Origin of the sequence: Mesorhizobium sp. ISC15, assembly GCF_037162615.1 — a bacterium.
Lineage (GTDB): Bacteria > Pseudomonadota > Alphaproteobacteria > Rhizobiales > Rhizobiaceae > Mesorhizobium > Mesorhizobium mediterraneum.
The window spans coordinates 1,827,363-1,848,435 of sequence record NZ_JAVSPX010000001.1 but is presented as its reverse complement, the minus strand read 5'-3'; the positions used below and the strand labels follow the sequence as shown (position 1 = coordinate 1,848,435).

The 21,073-nt window shown below is 64.3% G+C and carries 18 protein-coding genes and 1 pseudogene; 12 read left to right on the top strand and 7 right to left on the bottom strand.

The features are described 5' to 3' along the window. Positions 1 to 118 precede the first annotated feature (118 nt). Entirely contained in the window at positions 119 to 1,195 is a 1,077-nt protein-coding gene (locus RPG13_RS09090) for an NAD(P)/FAD-dependent oxidoreductase (RefSeq protein WP_127290078.1), read from the top strand. Here RPG13_RS09090 and RPG13_RS09085 read toward each other — a convergent pair. Both RPG13_RS09085 and RPG13_RS09080 read right to left on the bottom strand, forming a co-directional pair. After that, the gene (locus RPG13_RS09085) at positions 1,189 to 2,562 is read right to left on the bottom strand and encodes an amidase (RefSeq protein WP_127290076.1); all 1,374 of its coding nucleotides are present in this window, start codon (positions 2,560 to 2,562) and stop codon (positions 1,189 to 1,191) included. The genes RPG13_RS09090 and RPG13_RS09085 overlap by 7 nt on opposite strands. Before the next feature lie 221 nt (positions 2,563 to 2,783). Further along, positions 2,784 to 2,999, bottom strand: coding sequence for a DUF6356 family protein (locus RPG13_RS09080; protein ID WP_095483023.1), 216 nt, complete (start codon positions 2,997 to 2,999; stop codon positions 2,784 to 2,786). Between the two features lie 116 nt (positions 3,000 to 3,115). Here RPG13_RS09080 and RPG13_RS09075 point away from each other — a divergent pair, with 116 nt between their 5' ends. From RPG13_RS09075 to RPG13_RS09050, 6 genes are all read left to right on the top strand, one after another. Next, positions 3,116 to 3,586, top strand: a complete 471-nt coding sequence (locus RPG13_RS09075; protein ID WP_127290074.1) for an Lrp/AsnC family transcriptional regulator — start codon at positions 3,116 to 3,118, stop codon at positions 3,584 to 3,586. An 85-nt stretch (positions 3,587 to 3,671) separates the two neighbouring features. Continuing rightward, a complete protein-coding gene (gene dut / locus RPG13_RS09070; RefSeq protein WP_127290072.1) occupies positions 3,672 to 4,157 on the top strand; it encodes a dUTP diphosphatase in 486 nt (161 codons plus the stop codon). Then, the gene (locus tag RPG13_RS09065) at positions 4,157 to 4,813 is read left to right on the top strand and encodes an HAD family hydrolase (RefSeq protein WP_164897949.1); all 657 of its coding nucleotides are present in this window, start codon (positions 4,157 to 4,159) and stop codon (positions 4,811 to 4,813) included. Before dut ends, RPG13_RS09065 begins: the two co-directional genes overlap by 1 nt. Positions 4,814 to 4,898: 85 nt before the next feature. Further along, positions 4,899 to 5,747: a hypothetical protein gene (locus tag RPG13_RS09060; protein WP_095483026.1), complete on the top strand. Its 849-nt coding sequence runs from the start codon at positions 4,899 to 4,901 to the stop codon at positions 5,745 to 5,747. A gap of 68 nt (positions 5,748 to 5,815) precedes the next feature. Next, entirely contained in the window at positions 5,816 to 6,619 is an 804-nt protein-coding gene (locus RPG13_RS09055) for an isocitrate lyase/PEP mutase family protein (protein ID WP_127290070.1), read from the top strand. After that, positions 6,616 to 7,611: a proline racemase family protein gene (locus RPG13_RS09050; protein WP_095483028.1), complete on the top strand. Its 996-nt coding sequence runs from the start codon at positions 6,616 to 6,618 to the stop codon at positions 7,609 to 7,611. Before RPG13_RS09055 ends, RPG13_RS09050 begins: the two co-directional genes overlap by 4 nt. Positions 7,612 to 7,758: 147 nt before the next feature. Here RPG13_RS09050 and RPG13_RS09045 read toward each other — a convergent pair whose 3' ends face one another. After that, positions 7,759 to 8,454, bottom strand: a complete 696-nt coding sequence (locus RPG13_RS09045) for a sulfate transporter family protein (RefSeq protein ID WP_127290068.1) — start codon at positions 8,452 to 8,454, stop codon at positions 7,759 to 7,761. A 223-nt stretch (positions 8,455 to 8,677) separates the two neighbouring features. Here RPG13_RS09045 and RPG13_RS09040 point away from each other — a divergent pair, with 223 nt between their 5' ends. Together RPG13_RS09040 and RPG13_RS09035 are read left to right on the top strand one after the other, a co-directional pair. Next, positions 8,678 to 9,670 carry an adenosine kinase gene (locus RPG13_RS09040; RefSeq protein WP_095483030.1) on the top strand — a complete coding sequence of 331 codons (993 nt, stop codon included), beginning with the start codon at positions 8,678 to 8,680 and terminating at the stop codon, positions 9,668 to 9,670. A gap of 360 nt (positions 9,671 to 10,030) precedes the next feature. Next, positions 10,031 to 10,663 (top strand): hypothetical protein, encoded by a 633-nt coding sequence (locus RPG13_RS09035; protein WP_095483031.1) that lies wholly within the window; start codon positions 10,031 to 10,033, stop codon positions 10,661 to 10,663. A gap of 90 nt (positions 10,664 to 10,753) precedes the next feature. On the opposite strand, the gene RPG13_RS09030 is transcribed toward RPG13_RS09035, so the two are convergent. After that, positions 10,754 to 13,033, bottom strand: coding sequence for an NADP-dependent malic enzyme (locus RPG13_RS09030; protein ID WP_126103860.1), 2,280 nt, complete (start codon positions 13,031 to 13,033; stop codon positions 10,754 to 10,756). 142 nt (positions 13,034 to 13,175) lie between these two features. Here RPG13_RS09030 and mutS point away from each other — a divergent pair, with 142 nt between their 5' ends. Next, complete coding sequence (gene mutS / locus RPG13_RS09025) at positions 13,176 to 15,926, top strand: DNA mismatch repair protein MutS (protein WP_127290066.1); 2,751 nt, start codon at positions 13,176 to 13,178, stop codon at positions 15,924 to 15,926. Positions 15,927 to 16,153: 227 nt separating this feature from the next. Here mutS and RPG13_RS09020 read toward each other — a convergent pair whose 3' ends face one another. From RPG13_RS09020 to RPG13_RS09010, 3 genes are all read right to left on the bottom strand, one after another. Beyond that, a complete protein-coding gene (locus RPG13_RS09020) occupies positions 16,154 to 16,999 on the bottom strand; it encodes an aldo/keto reductase (protein WP_128242368.1) in 846 nt (281 codons plus the stop codon). A gap of 91 nt (positions 17,000 to 17,090) precedes the next feature. Next, positions 17,091 to 17,477 carry a CopM family metallochaperone gene (gene copM, locus RPG13_RS09015; RefSeq protein ID WP_126103862.1) on the bottom strand — a complete coding sequence of 129 codons (387 nt, stop codon included), beginning with the start codon at positions 17,475 to 17,477 and terminating at the stop codon, positions 17,091 to 17,093. A gap of 43 nt (positions 17,478 to 17,520) precedes the next feature. Next, entirely contained in the window at positions 17,521 to 20,022 is a 2,502-nt protein-coding gene (locus tag RPG13_RS09010) for a heavy metal translocating P-type ATPase (RefSeq protein WP_127290062.1), read from the bottom strand. 145 nt (positions 20,023 to 20,167) lie between these two features. Between RPG13_RS09010 and RPG13_RS09005 the strand changes: the two are divergent. Then, a pseudogene (locus RPG13_RS09005) lies at positions 20,168 to 20,536 on the top strand (glycosyltransferase family 25 protein); the annotation flags it as partial. Between the two features lie 217 nt (positions 20,537 to 20,753). Continuing rightward, positions 20,754 to 21,065: a hypothetical protein gene (locus tag RPG13_RS09000; RefSeq protein WP_337127097.1), complete on the top strand. Its 312-nt coding sequence runs from the start codon at positions 20,754 to 20,756 to the stop codon at positions 21,063 to 21,065. Positions 21,066 to 21,073: the final 8 nt, after the last annotated feature.

Here is a 21,073-nt window from a genome sequence, read left to right as displayed (position 1 = left end):
GGCTTTTAGCAGCGCTTTTGTAGCCTGTCGAATATTTTTGGGCGGATGGCTCTCACCCGGTCTTGAGATAGGGTTGCCGCAACGACATCAGAAGACCCGATTCGACAAAGGACTGTCCATGAGCGCAGCCAAGCAAGTCATCGTTGTCGGCGCCGGCATTATCGGCGCGTCCATCGCCTGGCATCTGGCGAAGGCCGGCGCGAAGGTGACGGTCGTTGCCGACAGCGGCGTCGGCGGCGTCGCCACGCCGAATTCCTTTGCCTGGATCAATGCCAGTTGGGGCAATCCAGAGCCGTATTTCCGGCTGCGCACCCGTTCGATGGCCGAATGGACACGGCTGGCGCAGGACCTGCCCGGCATTCCGCTCGCCTGGTGCGGCGGCCTGTGCTGGGACCTGCCGGCGGCCGAGTTGGAAGCCTATGCCACCGAGCACTCCGGCTGGGGTTACGGCATCGAGCGCGTCGACCGTGCGAGAGCCGCGAGCATCGAGCCCAATCTTGCCGAGCTTCCCGATTTCGCGCTGCATGTGCCTGGGGAAGGTGTCGCCGAACCGGTCGCCGCCACGCTGGCGCTGCTGGCCGACGCCGAGCAGCGCGGCGCGCGGATGATGACCGGCACGGCCGTGACAGCGTTGGTGCAGGCCAACGGCAGGGTTACCGGCGTCGATACATCCACCGGACCGATTGCCGCCGACGAGGTGGTGATCGCGCCGGGCGCCGGCTCTCCGGCAATCGCCGCGACGGCCGGGTTAAAACTGCCGATCGAGACGCCGCCTGGCCTGATCGTCCATTCACGCCCCTACGAAAAGCTGCTCAACGGGCTGGTGATCGGCGACCGGCTGCACATGCGCCAGACTACCGAAGGCCGCGTCATCGCCGGCTCGGATTTCGGCGGCGCCGATCCGGGCGTGGATGCCGAAGCCACCGCCCGCGAGTTGTTTGCGGCGATGAAGAGCATGCTGCGCGGCGCTGACGGGCTGGAACTGGATTTCCACACGGTCGGTTACCGGCCGACGCCGATCGACGGCTTTCCGATCATCGGGCGCGCTCAAGGCGTCAGCGGGCTCTACGTCGCGGTCATGCATTCCGGTATCACGCTGGCGCCTGCCGTCGGCCTGTTCGCCGCCCGGGAAATCCTCGACGGCGTGCGCGATCCGCTGCTTGAGCCTTATGGGCTGACGCGGTTTGCTCAATAGCCGGGCGGACGGCGAAAACCGCCGCTCAGCGGCGCTATTGCCCTGGCGATGCCGAGCAGCCACGATTCGGACCAGCGTCTGCCGACCAGCTGCAGACCAATGGGCAGGCCGTCACGATCCTGCGGGCACGGCAGCGAAAGTGCAGGATGGCCGCTGTAGTTGAACACCGCGCCATAGGCCGGCAGCATCCAGTAGCTCTGCTCGCTGTCATCGACCTTGATCGGTGTTCCCGGCTCGCAATGCGGAAAGGCCATGGTCATAGCAACGGGGCACAGCAACGCATCCCATTCTTGGAAAAACCGTTCCCAGGCAAGGATTGACCGATCGCGGCGGCCGAGCGCCTCGAACCAGCGCGAGACCGGTGTCGGTTCTTCTGGCGGTTCAGGCTGCGTTGCCTCCAGCATCATGCCGATCAGCGCGCCGCCTTGCGTCAGATCGTCATGCAGGTCGAGCGTCGGCAGTCTTGCTTCCTCGACGACCGCGCCCGCCGACTGAAGCTCCCTTGCCAGGTTCTCAACAGCGGCCCTGATTTCGCTGGCCACCGGAAAACCCGGAAAGGCCGGCGCGAAAACGATGCGCAGGGTCTTGAGGTCAAGCTCCGGCATGCTCTCGACAGGCACCGGCGCAAGGTCGGCGTCGCGGCCGTCCGGCCCTGCAATGATCGCCAGGATCAGCGCCAGATCTTCGACATTGCGGGCTAGCGGACCGATGCAGGACATCAGCCGCACGCCGCGCGGTACGCCACCGGGATCGGGAAAGGCGCCGGCTAAGGAGACGCGATGCTCTGTCGGCTTGAGGCCGTAGACGCCGCAGAAGGCGGCAGGCAGCCGGATCGAATCCTGCATGTCGGTGCCGACCTCGAACGACGTCATCCCGGCGCAGAGCGCTGCGGCAGCGCCACCGCTGGAACCGCCCGCGGTGCGCGAGAGGTCCCAGGGATTATTGGTGCGACCAAAAAGCGGATTGTCCGACTGCCAGTCGCCCAGCATCGTTGCGACATTTGTCTTGCCGACCAGAACGCCGCCGGCCGCCTTCAGCCTGAGAACGACTGGGCTGTCTTCTCTCGCCACATAGTCGGCAAAGGGCGGAAAGCCTACCGTGGTCTTCATGCCCGATGTTTGGTGCATATCTTTCAGTGTGAACGGCACGCCGTGCAACGGCCCGAGAGCGTCGCCGCGCGCCTGCGCTTCGTCGGCCTTCTCGGCGCGTTGCCGCGCCCCTTCCCTGTCGAGCGTGGCGACTGCGTTGATCGCCCTGTTATGCCTGTCGATCTGCGCCAGATGCGCGTCCAGCGCTTCCACAGCGGAAATCCTGCGGTCGCGAATGGCGGCAGCCAATTCGGTGGTGGAGGAAAAGACGAGGTCCATGACCAATGCTCCCGGCTAGCTGGCAGCACTCGTCTCACCAAATGGCAGACTGCAGCGCGGCTTCAAGCCAAGTTCAGCATTCGAGGGCCGGCATCGCTTGATCGGGATTGCGCAGAGCTTAGCCGACCAGCGCCAGCTTCACCGCGACCCGAGAGAGGGGCGAATGCTCATGCCGAGGCAGACCACTTCGCCTAGACAGGCCGCCGGCCCGCACTTCGCCTCTAACGTCCCCTGTTGTGCGTCCGCTCGTAAAGCTCGCGGATGATCCGGCTTGCCGTAGAATCGAACAAGAACGGCAGGAAGGCGTGAATGAGCGCGGCGAATGCCGCCATGAACAACCGCGACGAGAACCACGCGGCGAAAGCCATGTGGCCGAAATAGGTTTCGCCCACCGATGCCGGATGAGAGGTGAAAAGTCTTGCGAGCCGTGCGGTCATGCTGGTCCCCTTTTCAGCGCGTGAAGTCCCGATCTTTCGCATCTTGACATGCCTCGCCGGTTCATAGGTCCCAAATCATCCTTGTGTTTGGCCAATTATTGGGACAAACATCCCACATGCCGCTGGAAATCGATGAAATCGACCGAAGATTGCTGAGCGAACTGCAACGCGACGGCACGCTGTCGGTCGACCAGTTGTCGGAAAGGGTGTCGCTGTCGCGCAACGCCTGCTGGCGCCGGGTCAAGCGGCTGGAAGAAGACGGCGTCATCACCGGCCGGGTGGCGCTGGTCGATGCGGACAAGCTTGGGCTTGGCCTCTCGGTGTTCATCCTGGTCCGGACCTCCAATCATGATCCGGACTGGCTGCAAAAATTCCGGTCGGCAGTGACCGGTTTTCCCGAGATCACCGGCGTCTACCGCATGTCCGGCGATCTCGATTATGTGTTGCGTGCCCGCGTCGCCGACGTGAAGGCTTATGACCGGCTGTATCAACGGCTGATCGCCAAGGTGGCGCTGTCGGACGTTTCGGCCTCCTTCGTCATGGAGGAGATCAAGGAGACGACCATCGTTCCCGTAGAACTGCGCTGAAGCGGAACTGCGCTGAAAGAAAGCCGTTGATAGCATTGCCGCCGGAGTTGACCGAATCGGCGTTGATAGCGATAGGATCCGCCTCATGCGCGCAGCCATCTACACTTCCTCCGTCATCGGTCCGGCCGTCGGCTTCGTCAGGCTGCCGCATGGCGAAGGCCTGCCGCTTCCCGCCTATGAAAGCGCGGGCGCCGCCGGCATGGATCTGCGCGCCGCGGTGCCGGACGACCGGCCGCTGCTGATCCTGCCGGGAAAACGCGCGCTGGTGCCGACCGGGCTGATCCTGGAGATCCCGGAGGGCGTGGAAGGCCAAGTCCGGCCGCGCTCGGGCCTTGCCTTCAAGCATGGGCTCACTTGCCTCAACACGCCAGGCACCATCGACAGCGACTATCGCGGCGAGGTCAAGGTGCTGCTGATCAACCTCGGCGACGAGGATTTTGCAGTGACGCGCAGCATGCGGATCGCCCAGATCGTCTTCGCCCTGGTGACGCAGGCGACCGTCGAGGAGCGGACATTGGCCGGCGGCACGACGCGCGGCTCCGGCGGGTTCGGATCGACCGGCACGGCCTGATGAGAATACCCAAACTCGTCATCTTCGATTGCGACGGGGTTCTGGTCGACACCGAGAACCTGGCCAATCGGCGCCTCGCCGAATGGCTAACCGCAGCCGGCTACCCGGCAAGCTTCGAACATTGCCGCAAGAATTTCTCCGGCCGCTCCATGGTCTCGGTGCAGAAGGAGGTCGAGGCGACCGGCGTCAGCCTCGGCGCCGATTTCGTCGAACGCTGGAACGCCGGCCTGCCGGACCTGTTCGCGCATGGCGTCGAAGCCGTCCCCTATGTCAGGGAGTTCATCGAAGCCGTGCACGCGGCCGGAATCGCAACGTGCGTCGCTTCATCGGCGCGGGTGTCGAAAATGCACATCACGCTCGGCCAGACAGGTCTGCTGCCGCTGTTCGAGCATGCGCTGTTCAGCTCGACCATGGTCTCGCGCGGCAAGCCGTTTCCCGACCTGTTCCTGCATGCCGCAAGCACGATGGGCTTCGCCCCTGCCGACTGCATCGTCATCGAGGACAGCGTCGCCGGGACATTAGCCGGCATTGCCGCCGGCATGCGCGTTTATTCCTACCACGGCGACCCGCATACCGATCGCGACGGCCTGACTGAGGCCGGCGGCATCCTGTTCGACGACATGCGCGAACTGGCCGGGCTGGTGCCGATTCACTGATCTAGTGTTCAGACTTCTTATCCGGCTGTACGCCTCAGTCGTTCGTGCTAGCTTGCGAACGCTCGACAGTGGGAGGCGCCAGCGTATGAATTCCATCCTGCTTCGCATCGTCGTCGCCTGTTTGCTGCTGCCGTGCCTGTGGATGACGGCCGGCGCGCAAGCCGTCAGCTTCCCGGACCTTGGCAGCGCCGTTCCTGGCCACGAGGGCACGACCTATCTCGATCTCGCCAGGATGGTCATTCCCGACCTGGCGGGGGACAAGGAAGGCTTCTATCGGGGTTCCATGCCGGTCGAGATGCGCCATATCGAGGGCCCGGATAGCGGTGGCTCGCCGCCCGAAACGTCGGGCCTTTCCAATGCCGGCGTGCTCGCCGTCAAGGCCGGCGGCAAGGATCGGCTGGCCATGCTGTTCGACCTCGGCAGCTCGTCGGACAGCGCCGAGGGGTTCGCGGTGCTGGCGCTTTACGATCTTGCCGGCAAGCCGAGACTGCTCGACGCTGTCAATGTCGCCGTCGACCGGAGCACCTCTTTCCGCGATCCGGGCAAGCTGCCGGTTGGACCCGGCGACGACGCCATCATCACCCTGAGCACGCATTTCAATTCGAGCCAGGGCTATGTCAGCACGCCCCTGCTTCTGGTCCGCGACGACAGGTTCGAGCTGATCGATACGATCCAAACATTCGACGAGTCGCTGTGCGCCTATAAGCGCACGCAGGAGCTGGCCTTTCGGACCTTTGCGGACGGCCAGCCCTATGCGGCCATCAAGGCGACGGTGACCGATGCCACAGTGCCGAATGGCGAAAGCTGCGATGATCCGGCGCCCGAAGCTTCCTCGCAAAACATCTCCGTCACCTACCATTGGGACGGGGCTGGATACGTCAAGAATTCCGACGCACTGGACAAATTGGCAGGAGAGAACGCCAGTCGCTTCTGAACCAACCGCATTCGTTTGCCCGGCAGGCAGTGGCGGGATAAAATGCGCTTCGCACTCTGGGAGCATCCATGGACAAGGGAAAAATCTTTCGCGACCTGCATAGCTCGATTTTCGTCATGCCCAACCCCTGGGACATCGGCACGACGAAATTGCTGGCCTCCTTCGGTTTCAAGGCGCTGGCGACGACCAGCGCCGGCTTTGCCTTTTCGCGCGGCCTGCCCGACGGCGCGGTGACCTTCGAGGCGATGATCCATCACTGCCGCGAGGTGACGGCGGCGACCGGCCTGCCGGTCTCGGCCGATCTCGAGAAGGGCAAGGGCGACAGCGCGACAAGTGCCGCGGAGACTGTCTTCGCGGCCGAGGCGGCGGGCCTCGCCGGCTGCTCGGTCGAGGACCACACCGGCGAGCCCGACAAGCCGATCTACGATTTTTCGCATGCCGTCGAGCGCGTCGCCGCTGCAGCGGAGGCGGCACGGGCGCTGAAACACGATTTCGTCTTCACCGCGCGGGCCGAGAATTTTCTGTGGGGCAGGCCCGACATCGACGACACGATCAGGCGGCTGCAGGCCTTCGAGAAGGCCGGCGCCGACGTGCTCTATGCGCCGGGCATCGGCGACATCGAGACGGTGCAGACCGTCTGCTCGGCGCTGACCAAGCCGGTCAACGTCATGGTGAGGCCCGGCTTCACCATTGCCGATCTTGCCCTGGCAGGGGTCAAGCGCATTTCGCTCGGGCCGTGGCTGACCAATTTCGCCTTCGGCATGCTGGAAACGGCGGCGCGCGAGATCCAGCAGGACGGCACTTTCGGCTTCACCCGCGCCGCCATGCCATTCGGCAAGCTGCAGGCGTTGTTTGCCGAACCCAATACATGACGCTCACCGTCGTCGACATGCACACCGGCGGCGAGCCGCTGCGGATCGTCACCGGCGGTTATCCCAAGATCCCCGCGGGCACTATCCTGGAAAAGCGCGCCTATGTGCGCGATCACCTCGATCATCTCAGGAAGATCCTGATGTTCGAGCCGCGCGGCCATTACGACATGTACGGGGCGCTGCTGGTGGAACCCGACCTGCCCGGCGCCGACCTCGCCGTGCTGTTCATGCACAATGAAGGCTATTCGACCATGTGCGGCCACGCCATTGTCGCGCTCGGCCGTTATGCCGTCGACGAGGGGTTGGTGGCGCGGCAGGAGCCGGTGACGACGGTCAACATCGAAGCGCCGTGCGGGCTGGTCATCGCCTCGGTCGAGGTGCAAGACGGCAAGGCCGGTGCGGTGTCGTTCGAAAGCGTGGCGGCGTTTCTGTTCGCCCGCGACCAGGAGATCGAATTGCCGGGCTTCGGTGCGATCGGCTTCGACATCGCCTATGGCGGCGCCTTCTATGCGCTCGCCGATTGCCGCCAGTTCGGGCTGGAGTTCGGCAAGAACCGCGTGCGCGATTTCGTCGATGCGGCGACGGCGTTGACGGAGAAACTGAAGGCCGAGTTCCCGCTGTCGCATCCCGACCATGCCGACCTTGCCTTTCTCTACGGCACCATCCTGACCGACGGACAGGACGTATTTTCCGATGCCCCGACCAAGAACATCTGCGTCTTTGCCGAGGCCGAGGTCGACCGTTCGCCAACCGGCTCGGGCGTCACCGCGCGGCTGGCGGCAATGCATGCCAAGGGCGAAATCGCCGGCCAGACGCGGCTGTTCGAGAGTATTGCAGGCTCGCGCTTTTCCGGCAGCGTGGCGAGGACCGCGAAAGCCGGGCCGCATGACGCCATCATCGCCCGCGTCGGCGGCCGCGCCTACTACTCCGGCCGGGCCGAATTCATCGTCGAGTCCGACGACGAGTTGGGGCGCGGCTTTCTTTTACGCTAGCGCCGGGGTGTGCTGAGATTCAGGTCAGGCCGCGCTGAGAATGGTGGGCTCCGAGAACCGGAACGCAGCGTACTTTTGGGTACGTGAGTACCGGAAGCGCAGGAAACCGCCATTCGCAAGCCGGCATCACCTGAATATCAGCGCACCCTAAGCCGCTTCCCGCGCTGAGACCGCCTTGTGCAGATGCACCATCATGGCGGCGGCAAACAGCGGTGTCAGAAGGTTGAGCAGCGGCACGGCGAGGAAGGCAGCGACAACCAGCCCGGCGAGAAACACCGTGACAGCATGTTTTTTGCGCAACGCGCGGGCCTCGGCCTCCGGGCGAAAGCGCATGGCGGCGAATTCGAAAAACTCACGCCCCAGCAGATAGCCGTTGACGACGAAGAAGGCGGCGATGTTGATGCCCGGCACCAGCAGAAGCAGCAAGGCCACGATGTTGCCGAGTATGACGACGCCGAAGAAGCGGAAAGCCAGCACCATCGAGCGCAGCGCCGGCGTGGCGCGACCAGGCGGTTCATCGGGATAATCGCTGCGCTCGACCACTTCGGCGACGTCGTCCAGGAACAGGCCGGCGATGATTGCCGTCACCGGCGCGATGAGCAGCGCCAGACCCAGCGCAAGACCGATCCCGGCGACGATGACGCCTAGCGATCCGGCCCATGACGGCAGGCCGGGCAACCATGCGTCGATCCACGGCCAGGCCAGCCATTCGAACAGGCCCTCAATCGCGAACCACAGCGCCGCGAGCGCCAGCAAGGTCAGGCCGAGCGTCTTCACGAACACCGAGCGGAATTCGGGCGAGAACAGCTGGCTGGCGGCGGCGCGGGCGGCGCTAGGGATCACGGCGTTTCCAATTCCATGTTGAACAGGGCTCAAACGGGCCCATGGCAAGACATCTGCGAGATAGGCGGAGACACGACAAGTCACAAGCGCCACCACATCCGGCGTCACGCGATTTCGACCCGATTTATAAATTCACGACCTAGGCAAAGCCGCATCAAATCGCTAGACCCGCCCGCGGCCGGCGTGGCAGAAAGCCGGTGGTTCTTTCGCGGAGACATCATTGATGCCGAACTATGACGTGCTTTGTATCGGTAATGCCATCGTCGACATCATCGCCCAGTGCGACGAGGCGTTCCTGGAGACGAACGGCATCATCAAGGGCGCGATGAACCTGATCGACACAAGGCGCGCCGAACTGCTCTACAGCCGCATGGGCCCGGCCATCGAAGCCTCCGGTGGCAGCGCCGGCAACACGGCGGCGGGCGTCGCCTCCTTCGGCGGTCGCGCCGCCTTCTTCGGCAAGGTCTCGAACGACCCGCTCGGCGAAATCTATGCCCATGACATCCATGCGCAGGGCGTTGCCTTCGATACCAAGCCACTCAACGGCGAGCCGCCGACGGCGCGCTCGATGATCTTCGTCACGCCCGACGGCGAGCGCTCGATGAACACCTATCTCGGCGCCTGCATCGAGCTCGGGCCTGAGGACGTCGAGGCCGACAAGGCTTCGGGTGCGGCAGTCACCTATTTCGAGGGTTATCTGTGGGACCCGCCGCGCGCCAAGGAAGCGATCCGGCAGACGGCGAAGCTCGCGCATGCCGCCGGCCGCGAAGTGTCGATGACGCTATCGGATTCGTTCTGCGTCGACCGCTACCGCGACGAGTTTCTGGATCTGATGCGCTCGGGCACCGTCGACATCGTCTTTGCCAACAGCCACGAGATCAAGGCGCTCTACCAGACCGCCTCGTTCGACGAGGCGCTGGCTCAAATCCGCAAGGACTGCAAGATAGCCGCGGTCACCCGCTCAGAAATGGGCTCGGTCATCGTGCGCGGCGACGAGACCGTCACCGTCGACGCGACAAAAATCCGGGAACTGGTCGACACCACCGGCGCCGGCGACCTCTATGCCGCCGGCTTCCTCTACGGCTACACGCAGGGGCGCAGCCTGAAGGAGTGCGGCGATCTCGGCTCGCTGGCGGCCGGACTGGTCATCCAGCAGCTCGGGCCAAGGCCGAGGCAGAATCTGCGCCACGAGGCTGAGCAAGCAGGGTTGATTTAGGGACGCTTTCTTCCTTCTCCCCTTGTGGGAGAAGGTGGATTGGCGCGCAGCGCCAAGACGGATGAGGGGTGTTGGACGGAGCGCCGTCGGCGCCAAGCTGGAACACCCCTCATCCGACCGAGCTGTGCTCGGCCACCTTCTCCACAAGGGAGAAGGGGAATGCGCGCGACGGCTAGACGCCGAATTCGCCGACAACGTCGCCATTGGTCGCGCTGCGCGGTCGAACCGCAACAATTGAAACACTTCAGTCGAGTTTCGGCATTCATCCGAAACAACCGGGAGCGAAAAACCGCGCCATGGAGCGAACCCGTCGGGACGGCTCCGCGGTCGAGGCCGCTAACCAACTGAAGGATCAGGAAGATGTTTACTCCCGTAACAGTCGACGCTTTCAGCGGCGTCGATCCCGGCGCGTTGACACCGACGCAGCACGAAAAGCTCCACACCGGCGCGATGGCTCGCGCGTGTCAGGAAAGATCGGCCGTGCCCGCCAAAGGCATGGCGCGCCTGACATCGATGTTTAGGATCGAAGGTCGTCTCGCCGGCATCGTCCTGCTGCTGGCGACGATCATCGGAGCCATGGCCGTCACCAACGGCGCCCGCGCCGAAGATGGCAAGTTCAAGATAAAGCAAGGTATTTCACAGGCCGTGAAGCAGAACTCGGCGTCGCCGCATATGCGCCTCGCCCGCGAGCAGTCGCGCCCCAGGATAAATGCGAAAATCAACTGCGCCGTGATTGGCTGCAAAGCCAAGCCGCCGATCCTGAAGCATAGGCCCAAGCTGCATTGCAAGGTGTTCGGATGCAAACCCGGCAAGGACCATGACGGCCACCACGGCAATCACCATGGCCACCACAAGCATGGCTCCTGGGCGTGGGGCGGCGTGACGATCGTCGCTTCCGACCATGGTGGCTGCGGCTATGAATTCTGGAAATGGAAGACGACCGGCTGGCGCTACTGGCGGCATGCCTATCAGAGCTGCCGCGGCTGGAGATGAGCCGTCCCATCGCTAGGTGAGGTGTCTGGCCTTCCCCGCATGGGGGAGGCTTTTTTCGCCTGCTGTAGGCGGAGCGGGACTCCGATCTCCTCACGCCCCCGCCGTATAGGCCGCAATCGCCGCCATGTTGACGATGTCACTATCCTTGGCGTTGAGCGAGACGATCTGAACCGGCTTGTTGAGGCCGACCAGCAGCGGGCCGATGACGGTCGAGCCGCCGAGCTCCTGCAGCATCTTGGTCGAGATCGAGGCCGAGTGGAAAGCCGGCATGATCAGCACATTGGCTGGGCCGGTGAGCCGGATGAACGGGTATTGCGCCATGGCGCGCGCGTTGAGCGCCACGTCGGCGGCCATCTCGCCGTCATACTCGAAATCGACGCGCCGCTTGTCGAGGATGCGCACCGCTTCCTGGACGCGCTCGGAGCGCTCGCCCTGCGGGTGGCCGAAGGTGGAATAGGCGAGCATGGCGAGCCTTGGTTCATAACCCATGCGGCGGGCAAAGCCGGCGGCTTCCTCGGCGATGTCGGCGATCTGCTCGGCATTCGGCATGTCGTGCACGGCGGTGTCGGCAACGATCACGGTTCGGCCCCGCGCCAGCACGATCGAGGCGCCGATGACGCGGTGGCCGGGCTTGGCGTCGATGACGCGGCGGATGTCGTCGAGCGCGGTCGAATAGTTGCGGGTGACGCCGGTGACGATGCCGTCGGCGTCGCCCAGCGCCACCATGCAGGCAGCGAAATGGTTGCGGTCGTTGTTGATCAGGCGCTGGCAATCGCGAAACAGGAAGCCCTTGCGCTGCATGCGCTCGTACAGATAGTCGGTGTAGACGCCGTTGCGGCGCGACAGCCGGGCATTGATGATCTCGATGCCTTGCCTGTCGAGCTCGATGCCGGCGTTCCTGGCGTTCTCCTTGATGATGTCGTCGCGGCCGAGCAGGATGGCGGTGCCGAGCCGCTGATTCACATAGGAGACGGCGGCGCGCATGACCTGCTCCTCCTCACCCTCGGCGAAGACGATGCGCTTGGGCTGGCGGCGCACGCGGTCGTAGATGCGCTGCAGGGTCGAAGCGATCGGGTCGCGGCGGGCGGAAAGCTCCTGGGCGTAGCGGTCGAGATCGAGGATCGGCTTGCGGGCGACACCGCTATCCATCGCGGCCTTGGCGACCGCGATCGGAATGGCCGAGATCAGCCGCGGGTCGAACGGCACCGGAATGATGTAGTTGGGGCCGAATTTCGGCCGGTTGCCCTGATAGGCGGCGGCAACGTCGTCGGGCACGTCCTGGCGCGCGAGTTCGGCCAGCGCACGCGCTGCGGCGATCTTCATGTCGTCGTTGATGGTGGTGGCCCGCACATCCAGCGCGCCGCGGAAGATGTAGGGGAAGCCAAGCACGTTGTTGACCTGGTTCGGATAGTCGGAACGCCCCGTCGCCATGATGGCATCGGTGCGGATCTCGGCCACTTCCTCGGGCGTGATCTCCGGATCGGGATTGGCCATGGCGAAGATGATCGGGTTCTTGGCCATCGACTGCACCATCGTGGTGGTCAGCGCGCCCTTGGCGGAGAGGCCGAGGAACACGTCGGCGCCGTCCAGCGCCTCGGCAAGTGAGCGCGCGTCGGTCTTGACGGCATGCGCCGACTTCCACTGGTTCATGCCTTCGGTGCGGCCCTGGAAGACGACGCCCTTGGTGTCGCACAGGATGATGTTTTCAGGCGTAAAGCCCATCGCCTTCATCAGCTCGATGCAGGCGATGCCGGCCGCACCCGCCCCGTTGCAGACCATTTTCGTGGTCTGCATGTCGCGGCCGGTGACTTTGAGCGCATTGATCAGGCCGGCGGCCGAGATGATGGCGGTGCCATGCTGGTCGTCATGGAAGACCGGTATGTCCATCAATTCGCGCAGCCGTTGCTCGATGATGAAGCATTCCGGCGCCTTGATGTCCTCAAGGTTGATGCCGCCGAAGGAGGGCCCAAGGAAACGCACGCAATTGATGAACTCGTCGGCATCCTCGGTGTCGACTTCGAGATCGATGGAATCGACATCGGCGAAGCGCTTGAACAGAACCGCCTTGCCTTCCATCACCGGCTTCGAGGCCAGCGCGCCGAGGTTGCCGAGGCCGAGAATGGCGGTGCCGTTGGAGATGACAGCGACCATGTTGCCGCGCGCCGTATAGTCGAAGGCGCGGCTGGGGTCCTCGGCGATGGCGAGGACGGGAACCGCGACGCCCGGCGAATAGGCGAGGCTGAGGTCGCGCTGGGTGGCCATCGGCTTGGTGGCGACGATCTCCAGCTTGCCGGGGCGGCCCATGGCGTGGAATTCCAGCGCCTCCTGCGCGCTGACGGAAGGGCCGTTGCTTTCGGTTTTCCTGGCCATGATGCTTTCGATTTCCTCGCCCGTGCGGCACCTCGTTGAGACGGGTGCAATGCTTTCTTTTGTGGAACGTTCGGGATTAAGGCTACACTTCGCCGCTGTAAACCGCCAAGCAGATGGCTTGGGAAATTTTGGAAGCAGCTTCTTGAACGACGAAACGCCCATTCGCAGCGACAGCGCTACGCCGGCCTTTGCGCCGGCGACGCCGATGATGGAGCAGTATATCGAGATCAAGGCGGCGAATCCGGACTCGCTGCTGTTCTACCGCATGGGCGATTTCTACGAGCTGTTCTTCGACGACGCCGAGAAGGCGAGCCGGGCGCTCGGCATCGTCTTGACCAAGCGCGGCAAGCACCAGGGGCTCGACATCCCGATGTGCGGCGTGCCGGTGCATGCCGCCGACGATTACCTGCAGAAGCTGATCGGACAAGGGTTCCGCGTCGCCGTCTGCGAGCAGATCGAGGATCCGGCCGAGGCGAAGAAGCGCGGCGGTAAGTCGGTGGTGCGCCGCGACGTGGTGCGGCTGGTGACGCCCGGCACCATCACCGAGGACAAATTGCTGGCGCCGTCGGAATCGAGTTTCCTGATGGCGCTTGGCCGGGTCAAGGGCGGAGCGGAGCCAAGAGGCGGGGAGCGCGGCAGCGCGACAGGGAACCAAGGAAGTTTTGCGCTGGCCTGGATCGAGATCTCGACTGGTGCCTTCCGCGTTGCCGAGACCACCGCCGACCGGCTGCTCGCCGATGTCTTTCGCGTCGACCCACGCGAGCTGATCGTCGCCGAGCCGGTGTTTTACGATCCCGAGCTGAAACCGGTGTTCGATGTGCTCGGCCGCGTCGCTAATCCGCAGCCGCCGAGCCTGTTCGACTCGGCGTCGGCCGCCGGCCGCATCGCCCGTTTCTTCGAAGTGGCGACGCCGGACAGTTTCGGCACGTTTTCGCGCGCCGAACTGTCGGCGATCTCGGGTGTGATCGCCTATGTCGAGAAGACGCAGAAGGCCGAGCGGCCGCCACTGTCGCGGCCCGAGCGCGAGGAGCAGGGCTCGACGCTGTTCATCGACCCGGCGACACGCGCCAATCTGGAACTGCTGCGCACCTTGTCCGGCAGCCGCGAAGGCTCGCTGTTCAAGGCGATCGACCGCACGGTGACCGGTGGCGGCGCAAGGCTGCTCGCCGACCGGCTGATGGCGCCGCTGACCGACCCGGCGGCGATCGGCGCGAGGCTGGACTCGGTGTCGTTCTTCCGCTCCGAGACGCGGCTGTGCCAAGCGGTGCGGACGAGCCTGAAGAGCGTCGCCGACATGCCGCGCGCGCTTTCCCGGCTGGCGCTCAACCGCGGCGGCCCGCGCGATCTCGGCGCGCTGCGTGCGGGGTTCGAGGCAGCCGGTGCTATCGCCGAACTGTTTGGGGCGACTACCCTTCCACAAGAACTGGCGGCGGCGCTGGCGGCGATCGAGGCGCTGCCACGCCCGCTGGTCGAGCATCTGACGCAGGCGCTCGGCGACGAGTTGCCGCTGCTCAAGCGCGACGGCGGCTTCGTCCGCGGCGGCTATCACGCCGAACTCGACGAGATGCGGGCACTGCGCGACGAATCGCGCAAGGTGATCGCCGGGCTGGAGCGCTCGCTGATCGACGAGACCGGCATCCGCTCGCTAAAGATCCGGCACAACAATGTGCTCGGCTACTATATCGAGGTCACCGCCAACCACCATGCGATCATGACCGGCAGCGACGGGGCGAAGGCGCGCTTCATCCATCGCCAGACCATGGCCAATGCCATGCGCTTCACCACGACGGAACTGGCCGAGCTGGAATCGAAGATCGCCAATGCCGCCGACCGGGCACTGGCGATCGAGCTTGCCGCCTTCGAAACGCTGACGGCGGAAGCGGTCGGCCAGGCGGACGCGATCCGCGCCGGCGCCGAAGCGCTCGCCGTGCTCGACGTGTCGGCAGCCCTCGCCCTGCTGTCCGAAAGCGAGGCCTGGTGCCGGCCGCTGGTGGATGCGAGCCTCGCCTTCGCGATTTCGGGCGGGCGACATCCGGTGGTGGAACAGTCGCTGCGGCGTTCGGGCGAAGGACCGTTTGTCGCCAACGATTGCGATCTGTCGCCGGAAGGTGACGCCAAAAACGGCGCGATATGGCTGCTGACCGGCCCCAATATGGGCGGCAAATCGACCTTCCTCAGGCAGAACGCGCTGATCGCCATCCTCGCCCAGACCGGCTCCTTCGTGCCGGCGGCATCAGCTCACATCGGCGTCGTCGACCGGCTGTTTTCGCGTGTCGGCGCCTCGGACGATCTGGCGCGCGGCCGCTCGACCTTCATGGTCGAGATGGTCGAGACGGCGGCGATCCTCAACCAGGCCGGCGAACGCGCGCTGGTGATCCTGGATGAAATCGGCCGCGGCACCGCGACCTTCGACGGCCTGTCGATCGCCTGGGCGGCGGTCGAATATCTGCACGAGAAGAATCGCTGCCGGGCGATCTTCGCCACCCATTTCCACGAGATGACGGCGCTGGCCGGCAAACTCGCTCGACTGCACAACGTCACCATGCGGGTCAAGGAATGGGAGGGCGACGTGGTCTTCCTGCACGAGGTCGGCAAAGGTGCCGCCGACCGCTCCTATGGCGTGCAGGTGGCGCGGCTTGCCGGCCTGCCGGAAGCGGTGGTCGGGCGGGCCAGGGAAGTGCTGCACCAGCTGGAAGCGGGCGAGGTTTCGGGCAAGGCAAACCGGCTGGTCGACGACCTGCCGCTGTTTTCGGTGGCGGTGAGGCGGGAAGCGCAAAAGCCGGTGAAAAACGATGCGCTCGGCGACGCGCTCGGTGCGATCAACCCCGACGAGATGACGCCGAGGGAGGCGTTGGAGGCGCTTTACCGGTTGAAGGGAATGGCGGGGAAGTAGAGTTGGCCTCGTCCGATAGTGCTCTACGGCGCCCCCCTCTGTCCTGCCGGACATCTCCCCCACTTGGGGGGAGATTGGCAGCTTCGCAGACAGCATCTTTTCTCTAGCGTTGGAGATTGGCGAAAGCGATGGTGATAGCCAATCTCCCCACCTGTGGGGGAGATGTCCGGCAGGACAGAGGGGGCGCGAAGGAACGCGGCCTTAGTTTTATTTCCCCGCTACTATCCTCAAATCATCTCCAGCCCGCGCTTGCGGGTCGGCGGCGGGAAGACGCGGTCGATTTCTGCGAAATCTTCCGGCGTGAGCTCGATGTCGAGCGCAGCGACATTCTGGCGGACATGCTCTTGTTTGCCGGCCTTCGGAATGGCGACGACGCCGTCCTGTGCCATCACCCAGGCCAGCGCCAGCTGAGCCGGCGTTGCGTCGTGGCGAGCGGCGATGGTTTCGAGCCTGGCATTGCGGGCCAATACGCCCTGATCGACCGGCGAATAGGCCATCAGCGGAATGCCGCGTTGCCGGCTCCAGGGGGCGAGATCGAACTCGACGCCGCGCTGCGACAAATTGTAGAGCACCTGGTTGGTCTGGACGCTGCCGCCGCCCGGCAGGCTGACCAGTTCCTCCATCTCATGGGTGTCGAAATTGCTGACGCCCCAGTGGCGGATCTTGCCGGCCTTTTTCAACGCCTCGAAGGCCTCGACCGTTTCCGTCAGCGGCACGCTGCCGGGCCAATGCAGCAGATAAAGATCGATGCGGTCGGTGCGCAGATGCCTGAGGCTTCTCTCGCACGCCGCCGGCACGCCGGTGCGCGAGGCGTTGGACGGCAGCACCTTGGAGACCAGGAACACCTCGTCGCGGCGCCCGGCAATGGCATCTGCCACCACCTCCTCGGCACCGCCGCTGGCATACATTTCGGCGGTGTCGATCAGCGTCATGCCGAGATCGAGCCCGAGCTTCAGGGCATCGACCTCATCGGCATGGCGGCTGAAATCCTCGCCCATCTTCCACGTGCCTTGACCCAGCACCGGAACGGCTTCGCCCGAGGGCAATGTGGTGGTTTTTATCGTTGACGGCATGGCGCGCTCCAGTCGAGGCCCGATGGCACCACAGCCTTCGGGAGAAATCCAGATGAAAGTCCTTCCCTGGATTCCTCCGGACTGCTTGACGCTACTTCACAGGGTGGGCGTCGAGCCAATCCTGCATCTGCTTGATCTCGGCTTCCTGCGCCGCGATCACCGCTTCGGCCAGCTTGCGCATTTCCGGATCCTTGCCATTGGCGAGCTCGATCTTGGCCATGTCGATGGCCGCCTGGTGATGCGGGATCATGCCGCGGGCGAAATCGACATCGGCATTGCCGGAATATTCGAGCGCCATCATGGCGGTGTGCATCTTGTCCATCGCCGCCTTGTAGCCGTCGGTTGAGGGGCTTTGCGCGCTCATCGCCCCCATGTCGTGTTTCATCTCCTGGGCTTGCGACGGAATGCTTTCGAGGAAAACGGCAAGCAGCATTCCCGCCGCCATCAGCAGCAGCACGATCTTCTTGGCCAAGGTCATTCATGATCTCCTTTTTGAACGAATTCCTATCTGGGGATTTCGCTCAGAGTTTCAACGTCCTGAGCCGCAACGCGTTGGTGATGACCGAAACCGAGGACAGGCTCATCGCCGCCGCCGCAAGCATCGGCGACAACAGCGTACCGGTGAGCGGATAGAGCACGCCGGCGGCGACCGGCACGCCAAGCACGTTGTAAAGGAAGGCGAAGAACAGGTTCTGGCGGATGTTGCGGATCGTCGCCTGGGCGAGCGTGCGGGCCCGGACGATGCCGTTGAGATCGCCCTTGACCAGCGTGATCCCGGCGCTTTCGACCGCAACATCGGCGCCGGTTCCCATGGCGATGCCGACATCGGCGGCGGCCAGCGCCGGCGCGTCGTTGACGCCGTCGCCGGCCATGGCGACGGCGGCGCCCCTGGCGCGCAGCTCATCGACCAGCGCGCTCTTCTGTTCCGGCAGCAGGCCGGCACGCACCTCATCGATGCCGAGCTTGCTGGCGATGGCTTTCGCCGTGCGTTCGTTATCGCCTGTCGCCATGATGATCTTCAGGCCGCGATCGTGCAGCGCCTTGATCGCCTCTGATGTCGTCGCCTTGATCGGGTCGGCGACGGCGACGATGCCGGCCAGTTTGTTGCCGACGGCGACGAACATCGCGGTCTTGCCCTCGGTCTGCAGCGCCTCGGCGCTGGTCGAGACGGATGCGATATCGATGCCGAGATCGGCCATCATCGCGGCGTTGCCGAGCGCGACCTTCTTTCCCGACACCGTGCCGGAAACGCCCTTGCCGGTGATCGCCTCGAAACCACCGGCGTCGGGGATCTCCACCCCGCGTTCACGGGCACCTTCGACGATTGCCTCGGCCAGCGGGTGCTCCGAGCCTTTTTCCAGGCCGGCGGCGAGTGCGAGGAGATCATCTTCCGTCACGCCTTCGGCAGCGACGACGTCGGTCAATCTCGGCCGACCTTCGGTCAATGTGCCGGTCTTGTCGACGATCAGCGTGTCGACCGAAGCAAAGCGTTCGAGCGCCTCCGCGTCCTTGATCAGCACGCCGGCATGCGCGCCGCGCCCTGTGGCGGTCATGATCGACATCGGCGTGGCAAGACCGAGCGCGCAGGGACAGGCGATGATCAGCACTGAGACCGCCGAGACGATGGCAAAGATCAGGCTGGGTTGCGGCCCGAAGATCGCCCAGGCGATGAACGCAACGATCGCAACCACTACGACGGCCGGGACGAAATAGAAGGAGACGCGGTCGGCCAGACCCTGGATCGGCGCACGCGAACGCTGCGCCTTGGCGACGAGCTCGACGATCCGCGCCAGCGTGGTCTCGGCACCGATCCTCTCGGCGCGCATGATCAGCGAACCGTTTTTGTTGAGCGTGCCGCCGGTGAGCGCGTCGCCTTCAGTCTTTTCGACCGGCAGCGGCTCGCCTGACAGCATCGATTCGTCGATGGAAGAGCGGCCCTCCAGCACGGTGCCGTCGACCGGCACGGCGTCGCCGGGGCGGATGCGCAGGCGAACGCCGACCTTGACCGTGTCGAGCGGCACGTCGTTTTCGGAACCGTCCTCGCCAATCAGCCGCGCGGTCTTCGGCGCGAGGTCGAGCAGCGCGCGGATCGCCGAGCCGGTTTTTTCTCGGGCGCGCAATTCCAGCACCTGGCCGAGAAAAACCAGCGCCACGATGACGGCGGCTGCCTCGAAATAGACCGGCACCGTGCCCTCATGACCGCGGAACTGGTGCGGAAATATATCCGGGAACAGCGCGGCGACGACGCTGTAGAGATAGGCGGCACCAACACCGAGCGAGATCAGCGTCCACATGTTGGGACTGCGGTTGAGAACCGAATCCCAACCGCGATGGAAGAAGGGAAAGGCGGCCCACAAGACAACCGGGCTCGCAAGCGCTAGTTCCACCCAGACCTTCGCCGAATCCTCGATGAAGGCGCTAAACGTCAGGCCGAGCATCGGCGCCATGGCGAAGATCAGCAATGGCACGGACAAGACGGCGCTCACCCAGAAGCGCCTGGTGAAATCGACCAGTTCCGGGTTCGGCCCCTCGTCGCCGGTCGGCACGCCCATCGGTTCCAGCGCCATGCCGCAGATCGGGCAGGCGCCAGGTTTGTCGCGGACGATTTCGGGATGCATCGGGCAGGTGTATTGCGTGCCTTTCGGCATCGCCTGAGGCTCTGGCTTGTCGCCAAGATACTTTGCCGGCTCCGCCTCAAATTTCACCTTGCAACCGGCCGAGCAAAAATAGAAGCCCTGACCTTCATGCCGGGAAAAGTGCTTCGCGGTGGCACGGTCGACACGCATGCCGCAGACGGGGTCGGTGGCCGTAAGGTACTTTTCCGGCTCGGCGGCGAATTTCGAACGGCAGCGCTCGCTGCAGAAATGATAGAGATGGCTGCCATGCTCAGCTGTCGGCTTACCGGCGGCCGGATCGACGGTCATGCCGCAGACCGGATCGCGAATGACGGCGTCGGCGACGGACGCAGCTTTCGCCGAGCAGCAGCCGCTATGCGCGTGATGGTCGTGGTCGGAATGGGTCATGCGGGAAAGGCCTCTCTGTCTCGATCTTGAGACTGAGGTAGTGCTTCCAGTGACTGGAAGGTCAAGGGCCAATTTCAGCCTTTCGTGCCGTAGTGTATGCCGGGTGGGCCTGGGTCGGTAAAATCCCGCACCCAACCGCATCCATATGCTATGGACGCCACCACTCTTGGCTAACCGCATCGATCCCGTTCAAATGAAATGCCTGGTCATCAATCTCGATCGGTCCCGCGACAGGCTCGCCCATATGACGGCCGAGTTTGCCAGCCTCGGCGTTCAGTTCGAACGGGTTGCAGCGATCGACGCGCAGGATCGGCCGGACCTCGCCCGCATGCCGCTGCGTGTTAAGCGCAAGTCGTCGCTGCGCCTGGCCGACGCCGAGATCGCTTGTCTCCTCAGCCATAAAGCCTGCTGGGCAATCATCGCGGCCGGCGACGATGCCTACGGTGCCGTCTTCGAGGACGACATCGTCTTTTCCGCAAAAGCCGGCGCATTGCTTGCCGACGCCGGCTGGATTCCGGCCGATGCCGATATCGTCAAGCTGGAGACGTTCTTCAAGAAAACCACGATCGCACGCACACACGTTTCTGCAGGACGCGGCTTTTCCGTGTCCAGGCTTCACAGGATCCACATCGACAGCCGGCTACATAGTTTCAAGGCAGGCCGCGCGCGACCTCATCAATGCCACCGAGGATATCGGTATTCCGGTCGATCACGTCGTCTTCAATCCGCGCTTGGCAACATCGTCCAGCAAGACCATCTATCAGCTTGTTCCAGCGCTGTGCGTCCAGGACCAGTTCCTGGGCGACAAGGCGATCGGGCTGCCAAGCCTGCTCAAATCGGAGCGGAGCGACCAGTGGGCTGCAATCGGCATGGTCAAAAGACACAAGAAGACGGGAGCCAACAAGATCAAGTCCGAGGTCAAGCGGATCGTGCAGCAGATTTTCGACCTCTGCCGGCTGCGGCAGGAGACGATCATCCCGTTCGACTACCGTGGAGAGCGTGTCCGTCCGCCCCATACCCAGCGCCGCGAAAACGCGCTATAGACGCCGCC